The sequence below is a fragment of the Micromonospora sp. NPDC005710 genome, from assembly GCF_040630995.1.
GTDB lineage: Bacteria > Actinomycetota > Actinomycetes > Mycobacteriales > Micromonosporaceae > Micromonospora.
This window is the reverse complement of the sequence record NZ_JBEXYP010000012.1, coordinates 1-22,463: the sequence shown is the minus strand read 5'-3', so window position 1 is coordinate 22,463 and position 22,463 is coordinate 1. Positions and strand designations below refer to the sequence as shown.

At 70.3% G+C, this 22,463-nt stretch carries 25 protein-coding genes and 1 tRNA gene; 13 read left to right on the top strand and 13 right to left on the bottom strand.

The window, feature by feature from the left end:
• Window positions 1-3 precede the first annotated feature (3 nt).
• The 6 genes from ABZ406_RS17725 to ABZ406_RS17700 are packed head-to-tail and all read right to left on the bottom strand — an operon-like array spanning window position 4 to window position 5,604.
• Window positions 4-1,542 (bottom strand): SpoIIE family protein phosphatase, encoded by a 1,539-nt coding sequence (locus ABZ406_RS17725; protein ID WP_357762385.1) that lies wholly within the window; start codon window positions 1,540-1,542, stop codon window positions 4-6.
• Window positions 1,543-1,546: 4 nt separating this feature from the next.
• Window positions 1,547-2,872 carry an ATP-binding protein gene (locus ABZ406_RS17720; protein ID WP_357762844.1) on the bottom strand — a complete coding sequence of 442 codons (1,326 nt, stop codon included), beginning with the start codon at window positions 2,870-2,872 and terminating at the stop codon, window positions 1,547-1,549.
• Window positions 2,873-2,904: 32 nt separating this feature from the next.
• Window positions 2,905-3,918 carry a SpoIIE family protein phosphatase gene (locus ABZ406_RS17715; RefSeq protein WP_357762841.1) on the bottom strand — a complete coding sequence of 338 codons (1,014 nt, stop codon included), beginning with the start codon at window positions 3,916-3,918 and terminating at the stop codon, window positions 2,905-2,907.
• A complete protein-coding gene (locus tag ABZ406_RS17710) occupies window positions 3,915-4,334 on the bottom strand; it encodes an anti-sigma regulatory factor (RefSeq protein ID WP_357762382.1) in 420 nt (139 codons plus the stop codon). The genes ABZ406_RS17715 and ABZ406_RS17710 overlap by 4 nt, the downstream gene beginning before the upstream one ends.
• Window positions 4,331-4,741: an STAS domain-containing protein gene (locus ABZ406_RS17705; protein WP_357762379.1), complete on the bottom strand. Its 411-nt coding sequence runs from the start codon at window positions 4,739-4,741 to the stop codon at window positions 4,331-4,333. The genes ABZ406_RS17710 and ABZ406_RS17705 overlap by 4 nt, the downstream gene beginning before the upstream one ends.
• A complete protein-coding gene (locus ABZ406_RS17700) occupies window positions 4,741-5,604 on the bottom strand; it encodes an STAS domain-containing protein (RefSeq protein WP_357762376.1) in 864 nt (287 codons plus the stop codon). Before ABZ406_RS17700 ends, ABZ406_RS17705 begins: the two co-directional genes overlap by 1 nt.
• Window positions 5,605-5,766: 162 nt before the next feature.
• Between ABZ406_RS17700 and ABZ406_RS17695 the strand changes: the two genes are divergently transcribed.
• Window positions 5,767-6,123: an STAS domain-containing protein gene (locus tag ABZ406_RS17695; protein ID WP_007454464.1), complete on the top strand. Its 357-nt coding sequence runs from the start codon at window positions 5,767-5,769 to the stop codon at window positions 6,121-6,123.
• 13 nt (window positions 6,124-6,136) lie between these two features.
• Here ABZ406_RS17695 and ABZ406_RS17690 read toward each other — a convergent pair whose 3' ends face one another.
• On the bottom strand, window positions 6,137-7,285 hold the full coding sequence (locus ABZ406_RS17690) for an MFS transporter (protein WP_357762838.1): 1,149 nt from the start codon (window positions 7,283-7,285) through the stop codon (window positions 6,137-6,139).
• Window positions 7,286-7,506: 221 nt separating this feature from the next.
• On the opposite strand from ABZ406_RS17690, the gene ABZ406_RS17685 reads away from it, so the two are divergent.
• From ABZ406_RS17685 to ABZ406_RS17670, 4 genes are all read left to right on the top strand, one after another.
• On the top strand, window positions 7,507-8,175 hold the full coding sequence (locus ABZ406_RS17685; protein ID WP_357762373.1) for a FadR/GntR family transcriptional regulator: 669 nt from the start codon (window positions 7,507-7,509) through the stop codon (window positions 8,173-8,175).
• A gap of 39 nt (window positions 8,176-8,214) precedes the next feature.
• The gene (gene mscL, locus ABZ406_RS17680; protein WP_357762370.1) at window positions 8,215-8,688 is read left to right on the top strand and encodes a large conductance mechanosensitive channel protein MscL; all 474 of its coding nucleotides are present in this window, start codon (window positions 8,215-8,217) and stop codon (window positions 8,686-8,688) included.
• Window positions 8,689-8,768: 80 nt separating this feature from the next.
• Window positions 8,769-9,020, top strand: coding sequence for a hypothetical protein (locus ABZ406_RS17675; protein ID WP_357762367.1), 252 nt, complete (start codon window positions 8,769-8,771; stop codon window positions 9,018-9,020).
• A gap of 55 nt (window positions 9,021-9,075) precedes the next feature.
• Entirely contained in the window at window positions 9,076-9,447 is a 372-nt protein-coding gene (locus ABZ406_RS17670) for a hypothetical protein (RefSeq protein WP_184180542.1), read from the top strand.
• Window positions 9,448-9,514: 67 nt separating this feature from the next.
• Here the strand turns inward: ABZ406_RS17670 and ABZ406_RS17665 are convergent, their stop codons facing one another.
• Complete coding sequence (locus ABZ406_RS17665; protein WP_357762364.1) at window positions 9,515-10,741, bottom strand: benzoate/H(+) symporter BenE family transporter; 1,227 nt, start codon at window positions 10,739-10,741, stop codon at window positions 9,515-9,517.
• Window positions 10,742-10,796: 55 nt separating this feature from the next.
• On the opposite strand from ABZ406_RS17665, the gene ABZ406_RS17660 reads away from it, so the two are divergent.
• From ABZ406_RS17660 to ABZ406_RS17640, 5 genes are all read left to right on the top strand, one after another.
• Complete coding sequence (locus ABZ406_RS17660) at window positions 10,797-11,357, top strand: XRE family transcriptional regulator (RefSeq protein ID WP_357762361.1); 561 nt, start codon at window positions 10,797-10,799, stop codon at window positions 11,355-11,357.
• Window positions 11,358-11,472: 115 nt separating this feature from the next.
• Window positions 11,473-12,192, top strand: coding sequence for a protein phosphatase 2C domain-containing protein (locus tag ABZ406_RS17655; RefSeq protein ID WP_357762358.1), 720 nt, complete (start codon window positions 11,473-11,475; stop codon window positions 12,190-12,192).
• Window positions 12,193-12,319: 127 nt separating this feature from the next.
• Window positions 12,320-13,510, top strand: coding sequence for a GNAT family N-acetyltransferase (locus tag ABZ406_RS17650; protein ID WP_357762355.1), 1,191 nt, complete (start codon window positions 12,320-12,322; stop codon window positions 13,508-13,510).
• 54 nt (window positions 13,511-13,564) lie between these two features.
• Complete coding sequence (locus tag ABZ406_RS17645) at window positions 13,565-14,314, top strand: ZIP family zinc transporter (protein WP_357762351.1); 750 nt, start codon at window positions 13,565-13,567, stop codon at window positions 14,312-14,314.
• 100 nt (window positions 14,315-14,414) lie between these two features.
• Window positions 14,415-15,599, top strand: coding sequence for a hypothetical protein (locus tag ABZ406_RS17640; protein WP_357762835.1), 1,185 nt, complete (start codon window positions 14,415-14,417; stop codon window positions 15,597-15,599).
• Between the two features lie 155 nt (window positions 15,600-15,754).
• Here the strand turns inward: ABZ406_RS17640 and ABZ406_RS17635 are convergent, their stop codons facing one another.
• Both ABZ406_RS17635 and ABZ406_RS17630 read right to left on the bottom strand, forming a co-directional pair.
• Window positions 15,755-16,837 carry an NAD-dependent epimerase/dehydratase family protein gene (locus ABZ406_RS17635; RefSeq protein ID WP_357762348.1) on the bottom strand — a complete coding sequence of 361 codons (1,083 nt, stop codon included), beginning with the start codon at window positions 16,835-16,837 and terminating at the stop codon, window positions 15,755-15,757.
• A gap of 143 nt (window positions 16,838-16,980) precedes the next feature.
• Window positions 16,981-17,922 carry a hypothetical protein gene (locus ABZ406_RS17630; RefSeq protein WP_357762345.1) on the bottom strand — a complete coding sequence of 314 codons (942 nt, stop codon included), beginning with the start codon at window positions 17,920-17,922 and terminating at the stop codon, window positions 16,981-16,983.
• A gap of 265 nt (window positions 17,923-18,187) precedes the next feature.
• Here ABZ406_RS17630 and ABZ406_RS17625 point away from each other — a divergent pair.
• Window positions 18,188-18,259 (top strand) — tRNA-Lys (locus ABZ406_RS17625).
• Between the two features lie 117 nt (window positions 18,260-18,376).
• Here the strand turns inward: ABZ406_RS17625 and ABZ406_RS17620 are convergent.
• From ABZ406_RS17620 to ABZ406_RS17610, 3 genes are all read right to left on the bottom strand, one after another.
• Window positions 18,377-18,889, bottom strand: a complete 513-nt coding sequence (locus tag ABZ406_RS17620) for an SMI1/KNR4 family protein (RefSeq protein ID WP_357762342.1) — start codon at window positions 18,887-18,889, stop codon at window positions 18,377-18,379.
• Window positions 18,890-18,898: 9 nt separating this feature from the next.
• Window positions 18,899-19,387, bottom strand: a complete 489-nt coding sequence (locus ABZ406_RS17615; protein ID WP_357762340.1) for an ATP-binding protein — start codon at window positions 19,385-19,387, stop codon at window positions 18,899-18,901.
• A gap of 92 nt (window positions 19,388-19,479) precedes the next feature.
• Complete coding sequence (locus tag ABZ406_RS17610) at window positions 19,480-20,133, bottom strand: hypothetical protein (RefSeq protein ID WP_357762337.1); 654 nt, start codon at window positions 20,131-20,133, stop codon at window positions 19,480-19,482.
• A gap of 195 nt (window positions 20,134-20,328) precedes the next feature.
• Between ABZ406_RS17610 and ABZ406_RS17605 the strand changes: the two genes are divergently transcribed.
• Both ABZ406_RS17605 and ABZ406_RS17600 read left to right on the top strand, forming a co-directional pair.
• A complete protein-coding gene (locus ABZ406_RS17605) occupies window positions 20,329-21,099 on the top strand; it encodes an IclR family transcriptional regulator (RefSeq protein WP_357762334.1) in 771 nt (256 codons plus the stop codon).
• Between the two features lie 457 nt (window positions 21,100-21,556).
• On the top strand, window positions 21,557-22,463 hold a 907-nt coding region (locus ABZ406_RS17600; RefSeq protein WP_357762331.1), incomplete at its 3' end, for an extracellular solute-binding protein.

The window sequence follows — 22,463 nt, the reverse complement described above, 5'->3', positions numbered from 1 at the left end:
AAGTCAGCGGCGGCGCAGGACGACCACTGCGACGTCGTCCTGGATCTCCGGTGGGGCCAGTTCCACAAGCAGTCGGGCGCAGAACCGGTCGAGATCACTGTCGACGGTCGCGGCGCTCGACGCCAGCGCGGCCAGCCCTTCGTCGATCGTGGCGTCCCGTCGCTCGATCAGCCCGTCGGTGTAGAAGACCAGCGTGGCTCCGGCCGGCACCACGAACTCCAGGTCGGCCGGGCGCGGGGCACGGACGCCGAGCAGCGGTGCGGAGTGCTGCACGAACTCGACCTTGCCGTCCAGGACCATCAGCGGCGGGAGGTGCCCGGCACTGGCCAGCCGGACCCGCCCGGTCGGCGGGTGCAGCAGCAGGACGCAGAGCGTCGCCAACTCGTCCGGCAGCAGGGTTCGCATCAGCTCGTTGACCCGGTGCAGGATCTCGCCGGGCTGGTGGCCCTCGACCGCGTACGCCCGGACGGCGTGCCGCAACTCGGCCATCACCGTCGCCGCGTGCAGCGAGTGGCCGGCGACGTCCCCGATCGCCAGCAGCAGATGCCCGTCGAGCATCACCAGCTCGTAGAAGTCGCCGCCCACCTCGGTCTGCGCGCTGGCCGGCTCGTAGCGCACCGCCAGGTCCAGCCCGGCGACCGTGGGCAGCCCGCGCGGGAGCAGGCTGCGTTGCAGGGTGACAGCGATCCGGTGCTCCTCGTCGAACGAGCGTTGCCCCTCGACGGCCGCGGCGACGGCCTGGGCGAGCTGCACGAGCACCGGGGTCCGGGCGGTCTGGGTGGCGGTCGGCACCACCACGTACAGCGGGGCCCGGTCCTCACGCAGCCGGGCGGCGGCGACGGTCACCGTGTCGTTCGTCGACCAGTCGACGAGCGCCCAGTTCTCCGGGTCGTCGACCCGGACGGTGGCGCCGGTGGGCACCCCGGTGTCGTCGACGACCCACGGCACCACGGCGGCCACCGCCCCGGGACCGGCGCAGATCCCGGCGAGGCAGTCACCGTCGAAGGTTTCGGCGATCACCGCCGCCGGGCTCTTGAAGATCTGGGCGGCGCCCTCGGCAGCGGCCTCCAGCAGACGCGCGAAGTTCGGCGCGGCGTGCACCGCCACTGTCGTGTCGGCCAGTCCGAGCAGCCGCTCGGCGAGCAGTTCGGCGCGCTGCCGCGCCTGGTAGTAGCGCAGCACCGCCCGGGTGGTGGCGATCAGTTCCTCGGGCTCGATCGGCTCGGTCAGGTAGGCGTCCGCGCCCCGGGTGAGCCCTTGGGCACGGTCGGCCACGTCCACGGCGTGCGCCGACGCGTGGATCACGGGCATCGCCGGGTGCCGCACCTTGATCTGCTCGCAGACCTCGTAGCCGCTCAGGTCGGGCAGCCGGACGTCGAGGACCACCAGGTCGATCCGGTCCACCTCGACCCGAGCCAACGCCTCGGCGCCGTTCTCGGCCTCCAACACTGTGAACCCGGCCCGGGTCAGCCAGCTGACCAGCAGGTACCGCTTGGTACGACTGTCGTCGACCACCAGGATGGTTGTCGGCATGCCGTCCATGCTGTCACGCTCCGCCGGTGGGCAGGGAGACGGTGAATGTGCTGCCTTCGCCGGGCGCGCTGGTCAGCTGCAACGTCCCGCCGAGAAGCGTCACCAACCGCCTCGCGTACGGCAGGCCGAGGCCGGTGCCGCCGACCCGGGTGGCCCCGGGGATCTGGTAGAACTCCTCGAAGATCCGGTCGTGCAGCTCGGGAGCGATGCCCGGCCCGGTGTCGCTGACCTCGAACTGCCAGCGGTCGCCGTGTTGGCTGGCCCGCAGGCGCACCTCGCCGCGTTCGGTGAACTTCAGGCCGTTGTGCAGCAGGTTGCGCAGCACCTGGCCGAGCAGCACCTCGTCGGTGCGCAGCAGCGCCGGCCCGCTGGGCTCGTCCACCACCAGTTCCACCTCCGGACGGGTGGCGAGTGCGCGCAGGGTGCCGCGCAGTTGCCCGAAGAGCGGGCGCAGGTCGACGTCGGCCAGGTCCGGCTCGATCCGGCCGGATTCCGCTTTGGCCAGGTCGAGAAGTTCGTTGACGAGGTTGAGCAGGTCCGCGGCGGACGAGCGGATCAGGTCGACCTGTTGGCCCTGTTCGTCGGTGAGCGGGTCGGAGGCGGAGTCGGTGAGCAGGCGCCCCAACCCGATGATCGCGGTGACCGGGGCGCGCAGCTCGTGGCTCACGTTGGCCAGGAACCGGCTCTTCGACTCACTGGCCGCGCGGAGTTGGGCCGACTTCTCGTCCAACTCGGCGTAGAGCGCCACGACACCGCGGTTGGTCTCCTCCAACTCCTCGGTGAGCTGGTTGTAGAGCGCCAGCACGCCGCGGTTGGTCTCGGCCAGTTCCTCGTTCAGGACGGCCAGTTCGTCGCGCTGGCTGCGTACCTCGTCGAGAGCGGCGATGAGTTGCCCGTTCTGCACCGTCAACTCGTCCAGCGCGCTGGCCGGCGCGGACCGGCCGAGTTCGGTACGGAACTCGGCGAGCCGCTCCGGGGTGGGCGTCGGCGCGTTGGCCGGGACTCGTCGGGACATCCTCACGACCGTAGCCCCCTCGGCTGTCGACACGCTCAGTGTGTCAACCAGTCGGGACACCGCGCCGGACTGCGGTTGGTAACGGTCGTCCGGCAGCGGGACCACCGGGGCCAGGTCGGCGCGTAGGTGGAACCGGCCGTCGGCCCCCTGGTCGACGTGGAAGGAGACGTCGGCACCGCCGGCCGTGCGCAGCAGATCCCGGGCCACCTCGCTGAGTGCGGTGGCGATCCGCACCTGGTCTTGGCGTTCCAGGCCGACCACAGCGGCCACCTCACGGCCCCGTTGGCGGATCACGAAGATGTCCTGCTCGACCCGGAGCGCCATCTGCAGCAGCGGGAGCGCCACGAGGTCGCCTGTCACGCCCAGGACCTCGCGACGAGAACGCAGGCGTCGTCGCGTCGCACACCGGCGTCACGGAGCAGGGTCGATGCCATGACCAGCGGGGACCGCTCCGCTAGGCCCGGGTAGTCGGTCATCCGCCACCTGTCGACCACCCCGTCGCTGTGCATCACCAGCCGGGCGCCGGGAACGAACGGGTAGTCGTACTCCCGGATCGTGGGCCGTTGGTGCCCGGCGATGCCGGGCAGCGACACCAGGCCTCGACGGCGACCGTCACCCTCGACGACCGCACCGGAGATGTTGCCCAGGCCGGCGTAGTGCAGCACGCCGGCCTCCGGCATCAGCTCGGCGACGGCGAGCGCGGCGCCCCGGGTGTGCGACATGCTCCGGTGCAGGTGACCGACCACCGTCGCCGGTGGGCCGGCGGGGGCGTTGCGGAACGCGGCCAACGCCGCCTCGGTGGCGGCGTTGGCCAGCGGGCCGTGCCCCAGGCCGTCGCTGACCAGCACCTGGTGTCGCCCGTCGGCGACCCGGACGGCGTACCCGTCGCCGCTCACCGTTTCGCCGGTGATCGGCCGGGAGAGGGCGCCGGCCCAGGACGGCTGCGCCGGCTGCCCCGGCCAGACCTGCACGGCGAGGACGGTGCCCCGGCCGGGCAGCGAGTAGCCGTCGAACCAGCTGGCCTGCCGAACGATGGCACCCAGGCCGATGCCGAGGGTGCCCGCTGTGGAGTGCCCGTCCTGCGACGAGACGGTCAGGTCGGCCATGCCGGGCCCGGAGTCGATGGCGATCAGCTCCACACCGGCCTGCCCGGCGCGGCGTACCGGCCGGAGTAGCAGGACACCCTCGTCGGCGTGCTTGACCAGGTTGCTGGTCAGCTCGGCCGCGACGATGGCGAGGTCGGCGATGCGCGTCTCGCCCATCTCCACCTGTGCGCCGAGGCGCTCGGCGGCCCGCCGGACGGCGCTCGCCGTGCTGCTGGCCTCCACCCGGAACCAGATGCCACTGTCGGTGACCGGGTCCCCGATCACCGGGACCACTTGGTGACCGTGATCCGCGTTCCGGTCCCCGCCGATGTCTCGATCTGGAACTCGTCGACCAGGCGTCGCGACCCGCTGAGGCCGAGGCCGAGGCCGCCGCCGCTCGTGTAGCCGTCGGTCATGGCCAGGTCGAGGTCGGCGATTCCCGGCCCGGAGTCGGCGAACACGATCTGCACGCCCTTGCGTCGGCCGTTGTCCACGACAGTCACCTCGACCGAACCGCCGCCGCCGTACACGAGGGTGTTGCGGGCCAACTCGCTCGCCGCGGTGACCACCTTGGTCTGGTCGACGAGGGATAGCTTGACGGCCACCGCCACGGCACGGACCAGCTGCCGGACGCGTACCACGTCCTCGTCGCTGCGGACCGCCTGCGCCTGTGGCTGGCCCAGGTCGATGCCCGCGGTCACGGCGTGGCCGTCTCGGCGTCCGGATCGTTGTCGAGCTGGTAGTCGAGCTCGTCGGCGTGGGCCGCCGCGATCAGCTCCATGCCGCGCTCGACGTTCAGTGCGGTACGGATGCCGTTGAGCGACAGCCCCAGTTCGACGAGGGTGATGGCCACGGCCGGGCGCATCCCGACCACCACCGTCTCGGCGTCCAGCACCTTGGAGATCGAGGCGATGGTGGAGAGCATCCGCCCGACGAAGGAGTCGACGATGTCCAGTGCGGTGATGTCGATGATCACGCCGTGGCAACCGGTGTCCACGATCCGCTCGGCGAGGTCGTCCTGGAGCTGCACGGCCGTCTGGTCGGACATGTCCAGCTGGATGGAGACGAGCAGGATGTCGCCGATCTTGAGGATCGGTACGCGTTCCATCAGAAGCCCCGGCGCGGCTGCTGGCGGCGGGTGGTCTCCACCCCGTTGAGCCGCAGCACGTGACGCAGCGCGTCGGCGAGGCTCGCCTTGGTGGCGATGTCACCGAATTCGATGCCGAGCGCCACGATGGTCTGCGCGATCTGCGGGCGGATGCCGGAGATGATGCAGTCGGCGCCCATCAGTCGGGCGGCCACCACTGTCTTCAGGATGTGCTGGGCGACCTGGGTGTCCACCGCCGGTACGCCGGTGATGTCGATGATCGCGTAGGGCGAGCCGGTGTCGACGAGGGTCTGCAACAGCCGTTCCATGACGACCTGGGCCCGGGCCGAGTCCAGGGTGCCGACGAGCGGCACGGCGACGACGCCCTCCCAGAGCTTGACCACCGGCGTGGAGAGTTCGAGCAGCTGCTCGGCCTGGTCGGCGATCAGGCTCTCCCGGGTGCGGACGAAGCTCTCGAAGGTGAACAGGCCCATCTCGTCGACGAGCTTCGAGAAAGCCACGAAGTCGGGCAGCGCGTTCGGGCCGCCGGTCTCCTGCACCAGCTCGGCCAGCACGTCCTTCAGCGCGAAGACGCTGATCGTGGTCTCGGTGGCGGTGAACCCCTGCCGGGCGCGGCCACGGGACAGCTCGGAGAGCGCGGCGCGCAGTTCACCGGCGCCGTCGGCGGACAGGTCGATGGTTCCCTGCTCGCTGGTGGTAACGATGGCGTGGTGCAGGTCCTGGACCTGGCGGCGCAACTCCGCCTGGCTCAGCCGGCCCCGCAACGAACTGGTGACGATCTCGGTCCACCGAGTCGTGACCCGTTCGTCCTGCCCACTGAGCAGCGCGGCGAGCCGACTACTTTCTTCGGTGCTCAACGCCATTTCGAACCCCCTTGACCTGGACCGGGCGGACTCTATCACCGGGGCCTGATCAACTACTTGCCCCGTAGCAACGGATGACGGTGGCCACGGGATCACGGCTCCCGTCCTACCTCCGACAGTGGTCGTGGGATACCGTTCCCCCGATAACAGGAGGTCTGGCGAATGTCGTTGACGGTGCACACGGAACAACGCGGCGACGTGGTCGTCGTGTCGGTCGCGGGCGAGCTGGACATGGCCACCGCACCGCAACTGCAGGACCAGATCACCGACCTGCTCGACAAGGGCCGCAACCGGCTCGTGTTCGATCTGGCGGACGTCTCGTTCTGCGACTCGACGGGTCTGTCGGTCTTCGTCCGCGCCAAGAACAGCTGTGACGAGGCTGGCGGCGTGGTCCGGCTGGCGGCCCCGCAGCGCGGCGTGCTGCGCATCCTCGAGGTGAGCGGGCTGGTCGAGGTGCTGCACACCTACCCGACGGTGGATGAGGCAGTCGCCGGCGAACCGACGCCGGCTTCCTCCTGACCGTCCGCGTTCGTCACTCGTCCTCGACGTAACGGGGACGGGCGATCGCCATGCCCGCTGTCGTCTGCACGGCGAGGGCTCCCACCAGGAACCCGATCGGCGCGGTCCAGCCGCCGGTGGCCTCGTAGAGGATGCCGACCATCAGCGGGCCGAGGGCGGCGATCACGTACCCGGTGCTCTGCGCGAAGGCGGACAGCGCGACAGTTCCCTCGGCGGTGCGGGCACGCAGGCCGATGGCGGTGAGGATCATCGGGAATGCGCCCTGACCGATCGCCAGGAGGGCGACCCAGAGCAGCGCGGCACCGTGCGGTGCGAGCGCCAACCCCAGGTAGGCGAGCGCCGACGCGGTGGTCAGCCCCAGCACCAGTGGCCGCAGGCTGCCCAGTCGACCGGCCAGGGTGGGCATCAGCAGTGCGATCGGCACGCCGAGCGCTGTCACCCCGGCGAGCAGCAGCCCGGCCGACTCCGGTTGGTAACCGGCGTCGCGGAACAGTTGGGCGAGCCAGCCCATGATCGCGTACCCGCTGAGTGACTGCGCCCCGAAGTAGACGGCCATCGCCCAGCCGAGCCGGGTCCGCGCCGGCCGGACCCGCATCGGTGTGGCGACCGCCGTCGGGGTCGCCCGCCGCGCCCCGGCCCTGGTCCGCAGCGCCAGCGGCACCCACGGGAGTACGGCCACCGCGGCCATCGCGGCCCACACGCCGAGCCCGGCCCGCCACGAACCGAAGGCGTGCGCGATCGGCACCGCGGAAGCGGCGGCCACCGTCGTGCCCACTGTCAACGCCATCGTGTACGCCCCGGTGACCAGCCCGGTGCGGTGCGGGAAGTGCTGCTTGACCAGCATCGGCAGCAGGATGTTGGCGACCGCGATACCGGACAGCGCCAGCGCGCTGGTGAGCACGAAGATCGCTGCCGAGTCGGTGGCGACCCGGAGCACCTGGCCGACGGCGAGGGCGAGCATGGCGACCACGAGCACCCGGGCCGGCGCCACCCGGCGGACCAGCCACGGGGTGAGCGCGCCGAGGCCGGCGAACGCGATGGTCGGCAGGGTGGTGACCAGACCGGCGGTGACGCCGGAGAGGCCCAGCCCGTCGCGGACCTCGTCGAGCAGCGCGCCGAGGCTCGTCACCACGGCCCGCAGGTTGAGCGCGACCAGCAACATCCCGACCAGCACCAGTGCGCCACCGGTCGCCGGGTGCGTCCGCCGGCCGGCACCGGGGTCCCGCGTCAGGCGACTGTCGACGGTGGCGCGGGCTGGGGCGGGCAGCGCCGGAGCGGCGGTTGGTGGCGGGGTCATGACCTCTAACCTACAATCATGGGATGAATTTGGGCCCGGTGATGTAACCAGTGCCACCGTCAGTCGATTCCGCTTCCGCCCCGGCCGTGCCGCCTGCCGTGCCGCCCCGCGGCCACCGCGTCCGGCAGACCACCGAGCAACTCCGCGCCCGGATCCTCGGCGGTGAATGGCCGGTCGGCGGGCGCATCCCCACCGAGCCACAACTGGTCGCCGCGCTGGGCGTCGGACGCAACACGGTCCGCGAGGCGGTCCGCGCCCTGGTGCACGCCGGGGTGCTGGAGTGCCGGCAGGGCTCCGGCACCTACGTGGTGTCCACCGACGAACTGGCACCGGTGGTCGCCCGCCGGCTCGGCGCCGACCGGATGACCGAGGTGATCGAGGTACGCCGCGCCTTCGAGGTGGAGGCCGCCCGACTCGCCGCGCTGAGGCGTACCCCGGAGGACCTGGCGGCACTCGACGGCGCGCTCGCCAGACGCGAGGCCGCCTGGCACGGCGGCCGGGTCGACGCGTTCGTCGAGGCCGACGTGGCACTGCACACGGCGGTGGTCGCCGCCGCGCACAACGCGATGCTCGCCGAGCTGTACGCCTCGGTCGGCACCGCCCTGCGCAGCACCGTCGCCCAGGCCATGGGCGAGGCACTCACCCCGGAGCGCTACGTCGACCACACCCGGCTGGTCGAGGCGATCCGGGCCGGCGATCCCGGCCGGGCGGCACTCGAAGCCGGCGCTTTTCTGGAACCCGCCGAACGGGCATAGGTTGTGCCCGACAGAAAAGCGGACACCTCGGGAGTACGAATGCTCAAGGGCTTCAAAGACTTCATCATGCGCGGCAACGTCGTCGACCTGGCGGTCGGTGTCGTCATCGGCGCCGCGTTCACGGGCGTGGTCACCCAGCTCACCAAGTCGTTCCTCGAACCACTGGTCCGCGTGATCATCGTCTTGATCACCGGCAACAAGAACGGCCTCAGCGGCTCGACACCCAAGTTTCGTGGCATCCCGTTCGACTGGGTGGCGTTCGTCAACGCGACGATCACCTTCCTGCTGACCGCACTGGCGCTCTACTTCCTGGTCGTCTACCCGATGAACCGGCTGGCCGAGCGCCGCAAGCGGGGCGAGGAGCCGCCGCCCTCCGCGCCGAGCGAGGAGGTCAAGCTGCTCACCGAGATCCGGGACGCCCTGGTCTCCGCTGGCCACACCACCCCTGGCCAGCAGCGCGGAGCACTGGACGACGTGCTGGGCCGTCGTCCGGAACCGCCGACGCAGCGCTGACCGAACGGATGCACATCGGCCCCTGCGGGATTCCCGCAGGGGCCGCACCTTCTCGTACGTGTGTTCGATAGAGTCCCGCCATGGAGCAGCGAAAGCACTTGTGGAACGGGAAGTGGGGGCGGCTGGCCCGGCGGGACATCTTCCTGCGGGTGGACGCCGACCGGTGGCACGTCGAGCAGCGAGCCGGCGGGGCCGAGGGCATCTCCCGTTTCTACGAGTACGGCAGCGCGGACGAGGCCGAGGACACCATCCGTGCACTGCTCGACGGTCCGGACACCTGGCGGGAACTGTCCCCCCGCCCACCCAGCGGCTGGACCCTCCCGAACAGCTGACTGGGCGGGCCGCCGGGTGCGTTTAGCGGCGCGTGGACCTGGGAACCGCAGCGGGATGGATCAGCAGGACGAGCAGCAGGCGACCATCTCGCGGATCACCACCGGGATGCCGGTGATCGATTCCGCAGGCACCGAGGTCGGGACCGTGGACCTCGTCCAGCGGGCCGACCCGAACGCGGTGACCGTCCAGACGCCGACCGCCGACCCGGGCAGCAGCCTGGACGAGTTGATCGAGGCGACCGCCGTCGAGGAGCCTGACGTTCCGGCCGATCTCGCGGCGCGGCTGCTGCACAGCGGCTACCTGAAGGTGTCGACAGACCTGACCCGTACCGGCGCGGTGTACGTACCGGCGGACCGGATCGGGTCGGTGGCGGACGGCCGGGTCCTCCTGGCCGTCGGAGTGGCCGACCTGCCGCCGGAGGAGTGACCCCACCACCCTGATCGACTCGGGTTCAAGGAAGTTGGGGGGTCCGGAGTCTCGGGACAGCCCGACTTCAAGAAACCCGAATCGATCCCACCTCGGCGGGCTGGTCCGGCTCGGCGGGCTGGTCCGGCGCGGCGGGGGTGGGTTGGCGGCGGTGGAAGAGCAGCAGCATCAGGCAGCCCGCTACCAGGCCCCAGAACGCGCCGCCCACACCGATCAGCGTCACCCCGGACGCGGTCACCACGAAGGTGACCACGGCGGCCTCGCGGGTCGCCGGGTCGGTCACCGCCGAGGCGAGCGCGGTGGCGAGGGCACCCAGGAGCGCCAGCCCGGCGACCGCCTCGATGAGGATCGGTGGGGCGACCGCGACCAGGGTGGTGGCCACGCCGGCGCCCAGACCGAGCACTGCCAGCCCAGCGCCAGCGGTGACCGAGGCGATCCACCGGCGTTCCGGGTCCGGGTGGGCGTCGGGGCCGGCGGCCAGCGCGGCGGTGATCGCGGCGAGGTTCACCGCGTGCCCGCCGGCCGGGGCGGCGAGCAGACTGGCCAGGCCGGTGGTCCGCAGCGCGGCACCGAACGGCGGCCGGTAGCCGTAGCCGACCAGCACCGCCATTCCGGGTACGTTCTGCGCGGCCATGGTGACCAGGAACAGCGGCAGGGCCAACCCGACCAGGGCGGACGCGTTCCAGGCCGGCGCGGTGAGCGTCACCGACGGGATCAGCGCGGCACCGGACAGGCCGGCCGGTGGTGCGGTGAGTGCGATCGCCACCACCGCCACCATCAGGGCTCCGGGCACCGCCCAGCGGCGGGCGAACCGGTGCAGCAGCAGCCAACCGATCACCACCGGCCCGGCCACCACCGGCAGCTCGACGAGCGCGCGGACCGGGGCCGTACACAGCGGTAGCAGGACCCCGGCGAGCATCGCGCCGGCCACCGGTTTGGGGATGGCGGCCACTGCCCGGCCGAGTGGCGGGAACAGCCCGGCCGCGACGATCAGCGCACCCGAGATGAGGAAGGCACCGACCGCCACCGGCCATCCGCCCGGCGGCGACCCGGTCGCGACCAGCAGCGCAGCTCCGGGTGTGGACCAGGCGGCGCTCATCGGGATCCGGTACCGCCAGCCCAGCCAGGCGGCGACGAGCCCACTCGCCACGCAGAGCGCCAGCAGGCCGGAGGCGGCCTGGGCGTCCGTCGCGCCAGCCGCTCGGAGCCCGGCGAGTACGACTGTGAACGAGCTGGCGAAGCCGACCAGCGCGGTCACCACCCCGGCCAGCACCGGTTGCACGCGTCCGGACACGCCACCCTCCCGACTGTTCCGTTTACGGAACGGAAGCGTGTAGCACGATAGCCGGGTGCCGCACCCACCACCAGCCCCGCGCCCGGGCCTCGACGTGGATCCCGCAGTCGTCGGGCGCCGCGTCCGCGCCCTGCGCGAGGAGCAGGGCATCTCGCTGTCCACACTCGCCCGGCTCGCCGGTGTCGGCAAGGCCACCCTCTCCGGCCTGGAAAACGGCACCCGCAACCCGACCCTGGAGACGCTCTGGGCGGTCACCGCGCAGCTCGGCGTACCGTTCACCGCCCTGCTGGCCGAGCCGACGGCCGAGCCCACAGTGCACGGCACCGCGGTCACCGCCACCCTGTTGGAGGTGTTCACCGACACCGACGCGACCTACGAGCTGTACCGCATGCGGGTCGCCCCCGGCGTCGTGCAGCTCTCCCCCGCCCACGCGCCGGGGGTCACCGAACACATCACCGTCTTCGCCGGGGTGCTGCGCGCCGGGCCGGTCGACGCACCGCTGACCGCCCCGGCCGGCGATCACCTCCGCTGGGTGTCGGACGTGCCACACAGCTATGCGGCGGTGGGTGACGAGGAGGTCGCCGCCAGCCTGCTCCTGCGCTATCCGCGCCGCTGAGGCCCCGCCGACCGGTCACGCACCGTCGGGGCCGTCGACGAAAATCGCAATCATTTCTCGACCTAGGTAGGAGGCGTAGAGACGAATGCGGGTTGTTCTTGGCAAGCTTGACCCCATGACGCTGATCCTCCGCTCGGTCATCCTCAACGACATCGGCTTGGTGCGCACCAACAACGAGGACTCCGCCCTCGCCGGTGACCGCCTCATCGCCGTCGCCGACGGCATGGGCGGGCTGCCGGCGGGCGAGGTGGCGAGCGAGATCGTGATCCGGATCCTGGACGAGCTGGCTCCGCCCACCGACCCCGATGGCGCCGCCGACGCGCTGCGTGCCGTGGTCAGCACCGCCAACCAGCGCATCCATGCCGCGATCACCGTCGACCCGAGCCGGGACGGCATGGGCACGACGCTCACCGCAGCACTGCTGGCCGGCGAGACGCTGGTGCTGGCCCAGGTGGGCGACTCCCGCTGCTACCTGCTGCGCGACGGGGAGCTGACCCAGCTCACCCGGGACGACACGTTCGTGCAGGCGCTCGTCGACCAGGGCACCCTCTCCCCCGAGCAGGCCCGCCACCACCCGCAGCGGTCCCTGGTGACCCGGGCCGTGCAGGGCGCCGACACCCCACCCGCTGTCGGTGTGCTCACAGTGGTCCCCGGCGACCGGCTGCTGCTGTGCAGCGACGGGCTCTCCGACTACGTCGAGGACGAGGCCATCGCTGCGGCAGTGGGCATGTACGCCGACCGCCAGCAGTGCGGCGAACAGTTGGTGAAGCTGGCCCACCACGCCGGCGCACCGGACAACGTCACAGTCGTGGTCTCCGACGTCGTCGCCCGCTGACGGGTACGACTCGCCCGGAACCGACCGGTTCGGGTTTCGCCGGCCGTGGCGGGCGCGCGGGTCGGAGGGCACCCTGGATCGGGCCAATCCGGTTGCCGCGACCCGCCCGGCGGGTTGAGATGGGCGGATGACCATCCGCCGGGTGACCGACGACGACCGTCTCACCACCAGCTTCCCGCTGGCCGCGTACGCCTTCGAGTCCTCGCCGATCAGCGCCGCCCGCACTGCGGAGTTCCGCGACTACCTGCCCTACAACCAGGGCAACCGGACGCTGATCGCCGAGGAGGACGGCACCACGTTGGCCGCCGTCTCGGCCATCCCGATGCGACAGAACCTGCGCGGGGTGGTGCTGCCGATGGCCGGTGTCGCGGGCGTGGCCACCCATCCGTTGGCGCGCCGGCAGGGGCATGTCCGGGCCTTGCTGCACCAACTCCTCGACGAGTTGCGCGACGAGGGGCACCCGGTCAGCGCGCTCTATCCGTTCCGGCCCAGCTTCTACGCCCGGTTCGGCTACGTCGGGCTGCCCAAGCCGCGCCGGGTCACCTTCGCCCCGGCCAATCTGGGCTCGCTGCTCCGGGTGGAGCTGCCCGGCGAGGTGGGCTGGGAACGCATCGCCGCCGGCTATCCGGCGTGGCGGGCGTTCACCGAGCGCAACCTCCAGGAACGACACGGCTTCGCGATCTTCCCGGACTACCGGGCGGTCGGGATGCGCGACCGTGACGAGTACTGGCTGCTCACCGCCCGGGTCGGCGGGGAGGTCACCGGCGCGGTGACGTACCGGATCGACGAACACGGCGGCACGCTGCACGGCAACGAACTGCTGGTCAGCGACCCACTCGCGCGGGCCCTGCTGTTGCAGTTCTTCGCCCGGCACGTCGACCAGGTCGAGCGGGTCACCGTCCAGGTTCCGCCCGACGAGTTGCCCGAGCTGTGGCTGACCGACCTGGACGTGCACGTCGAGGCCCGTACGGCGGTGCCGGGTTCGTCCGCGCCGATGGCCCGGCTGCTCTCGCTCGACGCGTTGAGCGGACTGCCGGCCGGCCCGGGCCGGGTGCGGGTCGAGCTGACCGGGGACCGCTGGCTGGCCGGCACCCATGTGCTCGACGGTACGACCGGCACGCTGGAACTGGTCGACGACACCACCGGCAGCGCGCCGACCGCCACGCTCACCGCCGCCGGCCTCTCCGCCCTCGCGTACGGCGTGCTGGACCCGGCCGAACTGCCGCTGCGCGGGCTGGGCGAGGTGCCGGTGGACGCGGCCACGGAGCTGCGCGGCATCTTCCCCCGCCGGGTGCCGTACCTCTTCGCCGACTTCTGAGCCCTTCTCACAATCGGGTTTGCCGCCGCGGCGAGCGTGGGTACGGTCCCGCGAATGCCGGAGTGGTTACAGGCGGGTGGGTGGGGGCTGCTGGCCGGATCGGCTCTGCTGGTCGGGGCGGCGGTCGGCTGGTTCGCCCGGGTGCCGCAGCGCCTCATCGCGTCGATCATGGCGTTCGGTGCGGGGGTGCTGCTGTCCGCCGTGTCGTTCGAGTTGATCGCCGAGGCGCACGCGCAGGGCGGGCTGCTGCCCACCGCTCTCGGTGCCGCCGTCGGTGCGGCGGTCTACACACTGGCCAACGTGGCTCTCGCCAGGCACGGCGCGCGGCACCGGAAACGGTCCGGCGATCAGCAACCCTCCGAGGGCGATCAGCCGGGCTCCGGGTCGGCGCTCGCCGTCGGCGCGCTCCTCGACGGCGTACCCGAATCGGTGGTGATCGGCGCCAGCCTGCTCGGCGGCGGCGCGGTCAGCCTGGTCACCGTGGCGGCGGTGTTCCTCAGCAACGTGCCGGAGGGGCTTTCCAGCGCGGCCGGCATGCGCCAGGCCGGCCGCAGCCGACGGTACGTGTTCCTGCTCTGGACCGGAATCGCGCTGATCAGTGGCGTCGCCGCCCTGGTCGGAAACACGGTGCTGGGTGGCGCGCCGCCCGAGGTGCTGGCCGCCATCACCGCGCTCGCCGCCGGCGCGATCCTCGCCATGATCACCGACACCATGGTCCCGGAGGCGTTCGAGAACGCGCACCTACTCGTCGGTCTGATCACGGTCGCCGGCTTCCTCACCGCGTTCGCCCTCTCCCACGCCTGACCACCGCCCAGCCGGCGGCGGGCGTGGCTTAGCGGGGCATTAAACCGGCTCGGCGGATTCGTCGCGACGCCGTCGCGGCTCCTAGCATCACGGGGTGCGCATGACGTCGCTTGCCGCTCTCCTCGTCCTCGGGGTCGCCACCGCGACCCTGCCCGCCTGTGCGCCCAACGAGCCGGGCCCCGCCTTCGAGGCCGGCTCGTCCGCCTCACCGACCGCGCTGCCCAGCGGTGGCCAGGGCGAGGCGCCGGGAGCCCGCGACGGCCTCGGCGGCCCGGGGGCCAGCGCGAGCCCGAAGCCCGCCACCAAGGTGCTCGCCGCCGGCAACCCGAACGGCAGAGCCACCGTGCCGACCGAGGCGCGGGCCGTGGACACCTCGAAGCCGACCCGGACCATCGGCACCGGCACCCCCGCGAGCTGCACCTCCGCGGCGGTCGTGAAGGCCGTCGCCGCCGGAGGCGTCATCACGTTCAACTGTGGAGCGGCCCCGGTGACCATCAAGATGGCCGCCACCGCGAAGATCCGCAACGCCAACGGGCCGAAGATCGTGCTGGACGGCGGCGGCACCGTCACGTTGAGCGGCCAGGGGCGGCGCCGCATCCTCTACATGAACACCTGCGACGAGGCCCAGGGCTTCACCACCTCGCACTGCCAGAACCAGGATCACCCGCAGCTCACCGTGCAGAACCTCACCTTCGCCGACGGCAACTCCACCGGCGAGAAGGCCGAGGGCGGCGGCGGTGGGGCGATCTTCGTACGCGGCGGGCGGTTGAAGGTGGTCAACTCGCGCTTCGTCCGCAACCGCTGCGACCGTACCGGCCCGGACCTGGGTGGCGCTGCCGTCCGCGTTCTGAGCCAGTACGACAACAAGCCGGTGTACGTGGTGAGCAGCACCTTCGACGGCGGTTCCTGCTCCAACGGAGGGGCGCTGAGCAGCATCGGCGTGACGTGGGTGGTGCTGAACAGCCTGCTCCGGAACAACGAGGCGATCGGCAGCGGCGCCAACCCGGCCAAGTCCGGTACGCCCGGCGGCGGCAGCGGCGGCGCGATCTACTGCGACGGCAACGAGTTCACCGTACGGATCGCCGGCACGATCATCGAAAACAACAAAGCCAACGAGGGTGGCGGCGCGATCTTCTTCGTGAGCAACAACCGCACCGGCACGATGCGGATCGAGAGCTCGACCCTGCGCCGCAACCCCAGCGCCCAGTTCGAGACCCGCGGCTTCCCCGGCATCTTCTTCCTAGGAGCCCGCAACCCCACCGTCACCAACTCCAAGCTCTCCTAACCCCCCCACCCTCACCCCCACCCCACTCCTCGCGCCCCCACGCCCTCGCGCCTCGCGCCCTCGCGCCGGTGATCAAGGGGTTTCGGTCACCAGGGCGGCGCTTTCTGACCGAAAGCTCTTGATCAACGAGCTGAGGGGTGGGGGGTGGGGGCGGGTCAGTAGGGGTTTCCTTCGCCTGGGGGGCGGGCGCGGAGGAGGGCTGCGGGGCGGCCGGGCAGGTCCCGTGCGCCGGACATCGGCGGGCTTGCCGTGTGGTCGCCGTCGGCCATCCCGGCGAAGAGTTCCTTGAGCGCCGTCAGCGCGCTGATCTTCGGCTGCCAGCCCAGCTCGGTCTCCGCGCGCTCACTGGACATCAGCGGGGCGTTCAGACCCAGCTCCACCCAGCCCGCGTCGACAGGTTGCAGCCGCGCCCGCCAGCTCAGCGCCGCCGCCACCCGCAGCACCGGTGCCGCGACCGGCACCGTCCAACCGTGGAAGTGCCGGGCCACCAGCTCCGGGGTGAGCACCGGGTCCGCGGCGACATTGAAGGCACCGCGCACATCACCCAACACCGCCCTCGCGTACGCGTCGGCCACGTCATCGGCGTGCACCGCCTGCATCCGCAGGCGCCGGTTCGTCGGTACGAGGGGGATCCGGCCGAAGCGCAGCAGCCGCACCGGCGCCAGCGGGCCGAGGAAGTACCGCGTGATCTCCGCACCGGCCGCCCGCTGGAAGATCAATCCGGGGCGCATCCGCACCACCCGCAGCGTCGGGTGATCGCGTTCGACCCCGTCCAGCAGCGCCTCCACCTCGGCCTTGTGCTCGCTGTACGACGACCCGGGCACACCGGTGGCAGGCCACTGCTCGCTGATCGGGTGGTCCTTCGGGCCGGGCGCGTAGGTGCCGACCGACGAGGCGTACACCAGGGCCGGCACCCCGGCCTGGACCACCGCGTTGATCACTGCCCGGCTGCCCTCGACGTTGGTCCGGCGCAGCACCCGCTGGTCGTGGCTGGGCTGAATCTGCCAGGCCAGGTGCACCACCGCGTCCGCACCCGCGAACACCTCGGCGAGCTGCCCGGCCGCGCCCGGCGCGCCGATATCGCAGGAGTGCCACTCCACCTGGTCGTACGGCTCGCCCGCATCCGCACCGGGCAGCCGCCGAACGACCCCGGCCAGCTCCACGCCCCGCTCCCGGCGCAGCCGCCGCAGCACCGCGGTACCGACGTTGCCGCTCGCCCCCACCACCACGATCCGCATGTCCGACCCCGTACCCGCCCAGCAGCAGCTCAACCACACACCGGCCGACCCCTTGATCCACTCGACTCCCTGAAAGTCGGGGTATCCGAGCGCGCAGGACACCCCGACTTCCAGAATCCCGAGTCGATCAAGGGCGACGTAGATCAGGCGTGGAAGTGGATCACGCCTTTGAGTACGTCCGGGTTCTCCGAACTCGGGTACTCCGTGCACTTGATGGTGAAGGTCGCCGACAGAGCGACGGGCTCGCCATCGGTGCCGTACTCCAGTTCTTTGATAGTGAAGGTGCCGGTCGTTGGCCTACAGCGAAGGCGCTCCACGGACAGGCCCGGCCGCCCCGGGTCCTGCGCACCCACCGGCTGGGCATTGCGATAAGTCGCGCCAACGGCGAATCGCTCTCCTTGCGGCGGGGAGAACTCCACGGTGTCGTTCAGTCGATCGCCGGAGGCGCCGAAGCGCAGCGAGTTGCTCCAGAAGGTCTGTGCCCAGAAGGTACTGGTGGCCCCGCGGTAGGTGTGCGTCTCGGCGGTGGTCGGCTCCTGGTCGGTGAGGGTCCACCGGTACGACAGCGGCGTCGCCTTGTATTTCAGGGTGCCGCTGACGGCGGGCGAGCCCGGCGAGCAGCGCTGCACGAAAGTCGCCTCCAGCATGTTGATCGTGCCGGCAGCGTCGAACCCGATCTGGTGGATGGTAAATCGGCCGTGGACCTGATTGCAGCCGCTGCTACCAAAGCTGACGTCCAGGCCAGGAGCGCGTCCCGTCTGGAAGCCGGCACGCTCCGCGTTCGGGTAGTTGCCCGGGTGTAGCTGCTCGCCCACTGGTGCAGCGAGCGAAATCGACCAGTACGTGCTCGCGGAGGTGACATTCAGACGATGGATATCGCGGTCGCGCAGGCTCTGAAATCTGGCTGCCGGCTCCGTGAAGACGCCGGTGAGGGGCTCGCCCTGTTCGTCCGAGGACTCGATCGACCAGGACAGCGAGCTCTCCGGAACCGGCGCGGCGCTTGCCGGGGACACCGCGAGGAGTGCACCCGCCAGGCCAATGACGGACGCGGCGGCGACCGCGCCACGCCTGATAAATCTGAACATTCGTTCCCCTGGTTCGGAGCGGACAGTGCACGGAGGATATCGAGCACGGCCGACACTTTGGGGACGCCTGCTGACCGACGGCCGGTCCGCCGCCGCGGTCGTCAAGGCAGTTGCGGACCCGGCCCACTTCGCCAGTTGGTCGTCTCGGCGGGCCACTCAGCCCTGAAGATCATCGCCCACGCTTCGTGGACGCAGATCAGCGTCGCTCCTCTCGACGGGGGCGGACAACAGCCGGGGCCCAGACCGTCGGGTAACCTGAGCGCGCGGGCCGCTAGCTCAATGGCAGAGCTGTGGACTTTTAATCCATAGGTTCAGGGTTCGAGTCCCTGGCGGCCCACTCCTCCGCAGCTCAGCGGCCCTTCGCGGGGCCGCTGTTGGTGTCATTCGGGCCGGTGCAGCAGTCGACTCCCGCTGGTGCGACTCTTGCCGGGCCGCTGCCCATCTCGCACGGCAACTACCGGCAAAGTGAGCCGAAGTCGGGGAACTCTGCCCGCGCTGCGGTAATGACCTCATCAGCCGACCTGCGATGCGACGGTGCCCAGCGTTGGGCGATTGCCGCGAGGCGCTCATCCGTGCGCGGCTCGTGTTCATGATCGGGATAGGCAGTTGCTTCCCATGGACCGAAGCCGTCGGCCAGAAGCCACAGGTAGACCCACAGGTTCTGCGCCACGACTCCGGTCTCGCCCTCCGAACCGAGAAACACCACCGGCTGCTGCTCGATCGGCTCACCATGACGCACCAGCCAGAAGGCGGCGAGGCCACCCGTGCCGTCCTGCCCGAAGACCCGGAAGTCGGAGCCGTCAAGCTGCGCATTTCCCGTCCACGCCCTCCACCACTCGGCAGTCTCGCCCGAGTCGAGGAAGTGGGAGTACGGCTCGAAGTCAACGCCGGCGCCGTCCCTGTAGTCGAAGCCGGCCTCGTGAGCTTCGGACAAGGGAGTCGGCAAGGTACGACCATCGTGATCCACTGCCGCACCCTAGAGGTCGCCGGGCCGGAGGATCTCCTCACCTTCGTCGTGTGGTTCTTCCGAAGTGGTGGCGATCCAGTCCAGGACTTCCGGGTCGATCACCGGACACCCCGGGTCTTCGTTGCGGACTGCCAGCCGCCGTAGCAGCTCATCTCGGTCCACCTGGAAGTGCAACAGGCGCCAGGTCGCACCGAGGCTTGTCACGAGTTGCTTGTACTCGTCGCGCTCGCTGCGTCGGCCGAGTCCGTGATCGAGAACGACACTACGACCGGATTTGACCGCCGTGATGAGCTGCCGCCGAACCGCGTCCACAACGGGGTCGAGCAATTCCAGGTGCTGCTCTGTGGGGTAGTCCTCCCCGAGCCGTCCGTGGCGCGCCATCATCTGCTCATCCACCGACAGCCGTAGCACCCCGTCGCGTTCAAGGATGCGGGCATAGGTCGATTTGCCCGAGCCGGGTAGGCCGACGAGCAGGTAGACCACAGGTGGCGGCTGCATCCGACCACCATAGGTGCGCTCTGCCCTCGTCCAGGGGATCGAAGCCCGAGCTGGGATGTGGGGGAGGGAAGCCGCCGAGTACGCCGACCGGCTCAGTTCGGGCCACGGACCCTTTTCCTGTCCTCCATGTCCTTGAACCTGATCTGGACCTGGGTCTTGAACGATTCATCGCCGTCGGGCGAGAAGTGTTCCGCCCCCGTCATACGCAGAAAGGCGATTTCCCGGAAGGCAGCGGTGCCGATCCGCATCTTGTCGCGCAAGCCGAGGTCTCCGCGGGCGACAACCTCGTCCGGTGACCGCGACGGCTCGGCGTGGTGGGGTGCCGGCGGTCGATGATGTTGCTCGTCAACGAGCTGCGGTGAGTGGATGTTGTAGAACGCCGCGATCTTCTGGAACGTTGGTGCACTCGTCGGGTAATCACTCACGTTGACGCGAAGATGCCACATCATGTTGAAGGCACGATCGGCGTTCTGCGGCATCGCTTCGGGGCTCATCTTCCTCACTTCGTCGCCCAGCGAATCCCGGTGGGATTTTGGGAGCCCTGGATCCGAACCCTTCCTGACCGCAGCCTCCAAATTCTTCAGGAGTTTCCGGTAGTCACTCTTCTTGATGTCCGGGGTCGAGAATCGGATAACTTTTCCCTTCTCGACGGGACGATGGAACGTGCGCGGATCCGAACCAAAATCGGAAAGTCCCTGGTACCGGTCGGCATATGTCATGTATTCGAGGCCAACGATCTCCGTCACCGATCCTCCTGGAGCTTGCTGATGCAGATGCCTGTCAGCACTCCAACGGATGAGCGGCGCTGTGGTTCAGTGGCGGGGCGACCTGGTTGACGGGTCGGGCGCCTGGCGCCGGGGGCGGGCGTGGATATCCTCTTCAGGTGCTGGCCCGTGTGGAGATCGTTGACAGGGGTCCGGCACTGCGAAGGGACTATCGACATGCCCCGTGTGGTACCGGCGGTCATCCGCGCGCTCGACGTCCTCGAACTGTTCCTGGACTGCCCTCAGTTGTCGGCCCGCCAGGTCATGGAGCGGCTCGACCTGCCCCGCACCACGGTCCATGAACTGCTCGTCACGCTCGAGGCTCGCGCGTATCTGATCTCCGTACCGGGTCAGCCTGTGCAGTATCGGCTGGGCATGCCGTTGTTCCAGTTGGGCGCGGCGTTCGCGGGTCGGCTCGATCTGGTACGCGAGGCGCAGGGCGTGGCGCGGGACGTGGCCGCCGCGTGTGATGAGGCGGTTCATGTGGCTGTGCTCGACGGCGCCGATGTGATCTACCTGGTGAAGTTCGACAGCACCCACCCTGTTCGGATGGTTTCCGGGGTGGGGCTGCGGCTGCCCGCGCACTGCACGGCTGTCGGCAAGGTGTTGCTGTCGGCCCTCGATCAGGAGGACCTGGACGCGGTCCTGCTGAAGGATCCCCTGCCGGGTATGACGCCGGACAGCATCACCGACCCGAAGCGGCTCCGGGAACATCTCGAACGGGTCCGGACGGAGAGGGTCGCTGTCGACGTCGGCGAGTCTGACAGTGCCATGCGGTGTGTCGCGGCGGCGATCCGCGACCATTCCGGCACCACCATCGCCGCGATGAGCTTGTCCGCGCCGATCATCCGCTGGACGCCCGAGGCGCAGGTGGAGTGGACCGGCTTGGTGCGGGAGGGCGCGGCGGCGCTGTCGGCTCGGATGGGGTACCGGGCTCAGCCTCGGTGACCGGCCTCCCGTTTTCGGTTCGAAACACCATCGAAACATTGACATCCGTCTGGATGCTGCTTTAGCGTCGCGACCACTCGATACGGTATCTCGAACTCAGTTCGAAATCTCGAACGGTGGTGGTCTCGTGGCCCGACCGAACTGGAACGTCAGAGCCCCATTCTCGGCCCGGTCGCCGATCACCTCAGCCTCGTCGCGCCACCCGGTGAGCGGCACGAGGAATCTCTCGCGCGGCTCGCTCGGCTGTCACGACGGAGCGTGCGTCAGCGGACTCCCGACGGTGAGAGGCGACAGCGGCGGGCCCGCCGCCGCCGCAACCCCACCAGGTCCCACAACGGGTACGTGAGCGCACTGATCGATGCGGGCGACGCGTCCGTGGTCGCCGTCATAAGGACACCTGGAGCACAGGCACGCCTCTGGCGTGTGGTGGTGCGGGAATCAGAGGAGGCGAAGGTCCATGGAGGACAACGGGGTGTGGTCCCGGCGCGGCTTTCTGGGGATGGGGGTGGGGGTGCTCGGCGCGGCCGGTCTGGCCGCGTGCGGGGGCAGCTCCGAGTCGCCCAGCAAGGTGCAGCCGGAGGTTCCGCAGGAGCTGATCGACGCCGCGGCGGCGATGAAGGGCTCCGCGATGGGCATGCTGTCGCAGAAGCTGTACTCGACGGCGGCGAACGAGGCCCTGAACAGCTCGGTCAAGAAGTTCGCCGACACCACCGGGACGAAGATCGAGAACAGCCTGGTCCAGGCCGACGCCGGTGACGTGGTGGCCAAGATCGACGCCGAGGTCAAGGGCGGGGTGGCCCGTGACCTGGCGTTCATGACCGACTCGCGGTTCGTCGCACAGTTCCAGGCGCTCGGCGACCTGGAGGACGTGACGGACGTCGTCACGGCGCTCACCGCCAAGTACGGCGAGCCGTGCGCCGAGGCCAAGAACTTCTGCGTCTTCGACGGCAAGTGGTTCGCCATTCCGTACCACTTCATCGGGATCGGGTCGTTCCTGCGCAAGGACTGGATGCAGGACAAGGGCATCACCCCGAAGGACATCTACAGCTGGGAGGAGCTGCGGGACCTGTGCCTGGAGATCTCCGATCCGGGCAAGCGCCGCTTCGGCTGGGGCATGACGGTGAACCGGTCGGGTGACGGCAACGGCATGATCGAGGCGCTGATCAACGCCTACGGCGGGTCGATCGCCTCCAACGACGGCCGGAAGGTCACGTTCAACTCCCCGGAGACGGTGCAGGCGGTGAGCTTCCTCGGGGACATCTACACCAACCCCAAATACAAGTCGATGTTGCCGCCGGGGATCGCGAGCTGGACCGACACCAGCAACAACGAGAACTGGCTCGCCGGGATCCTCGGCTACACCC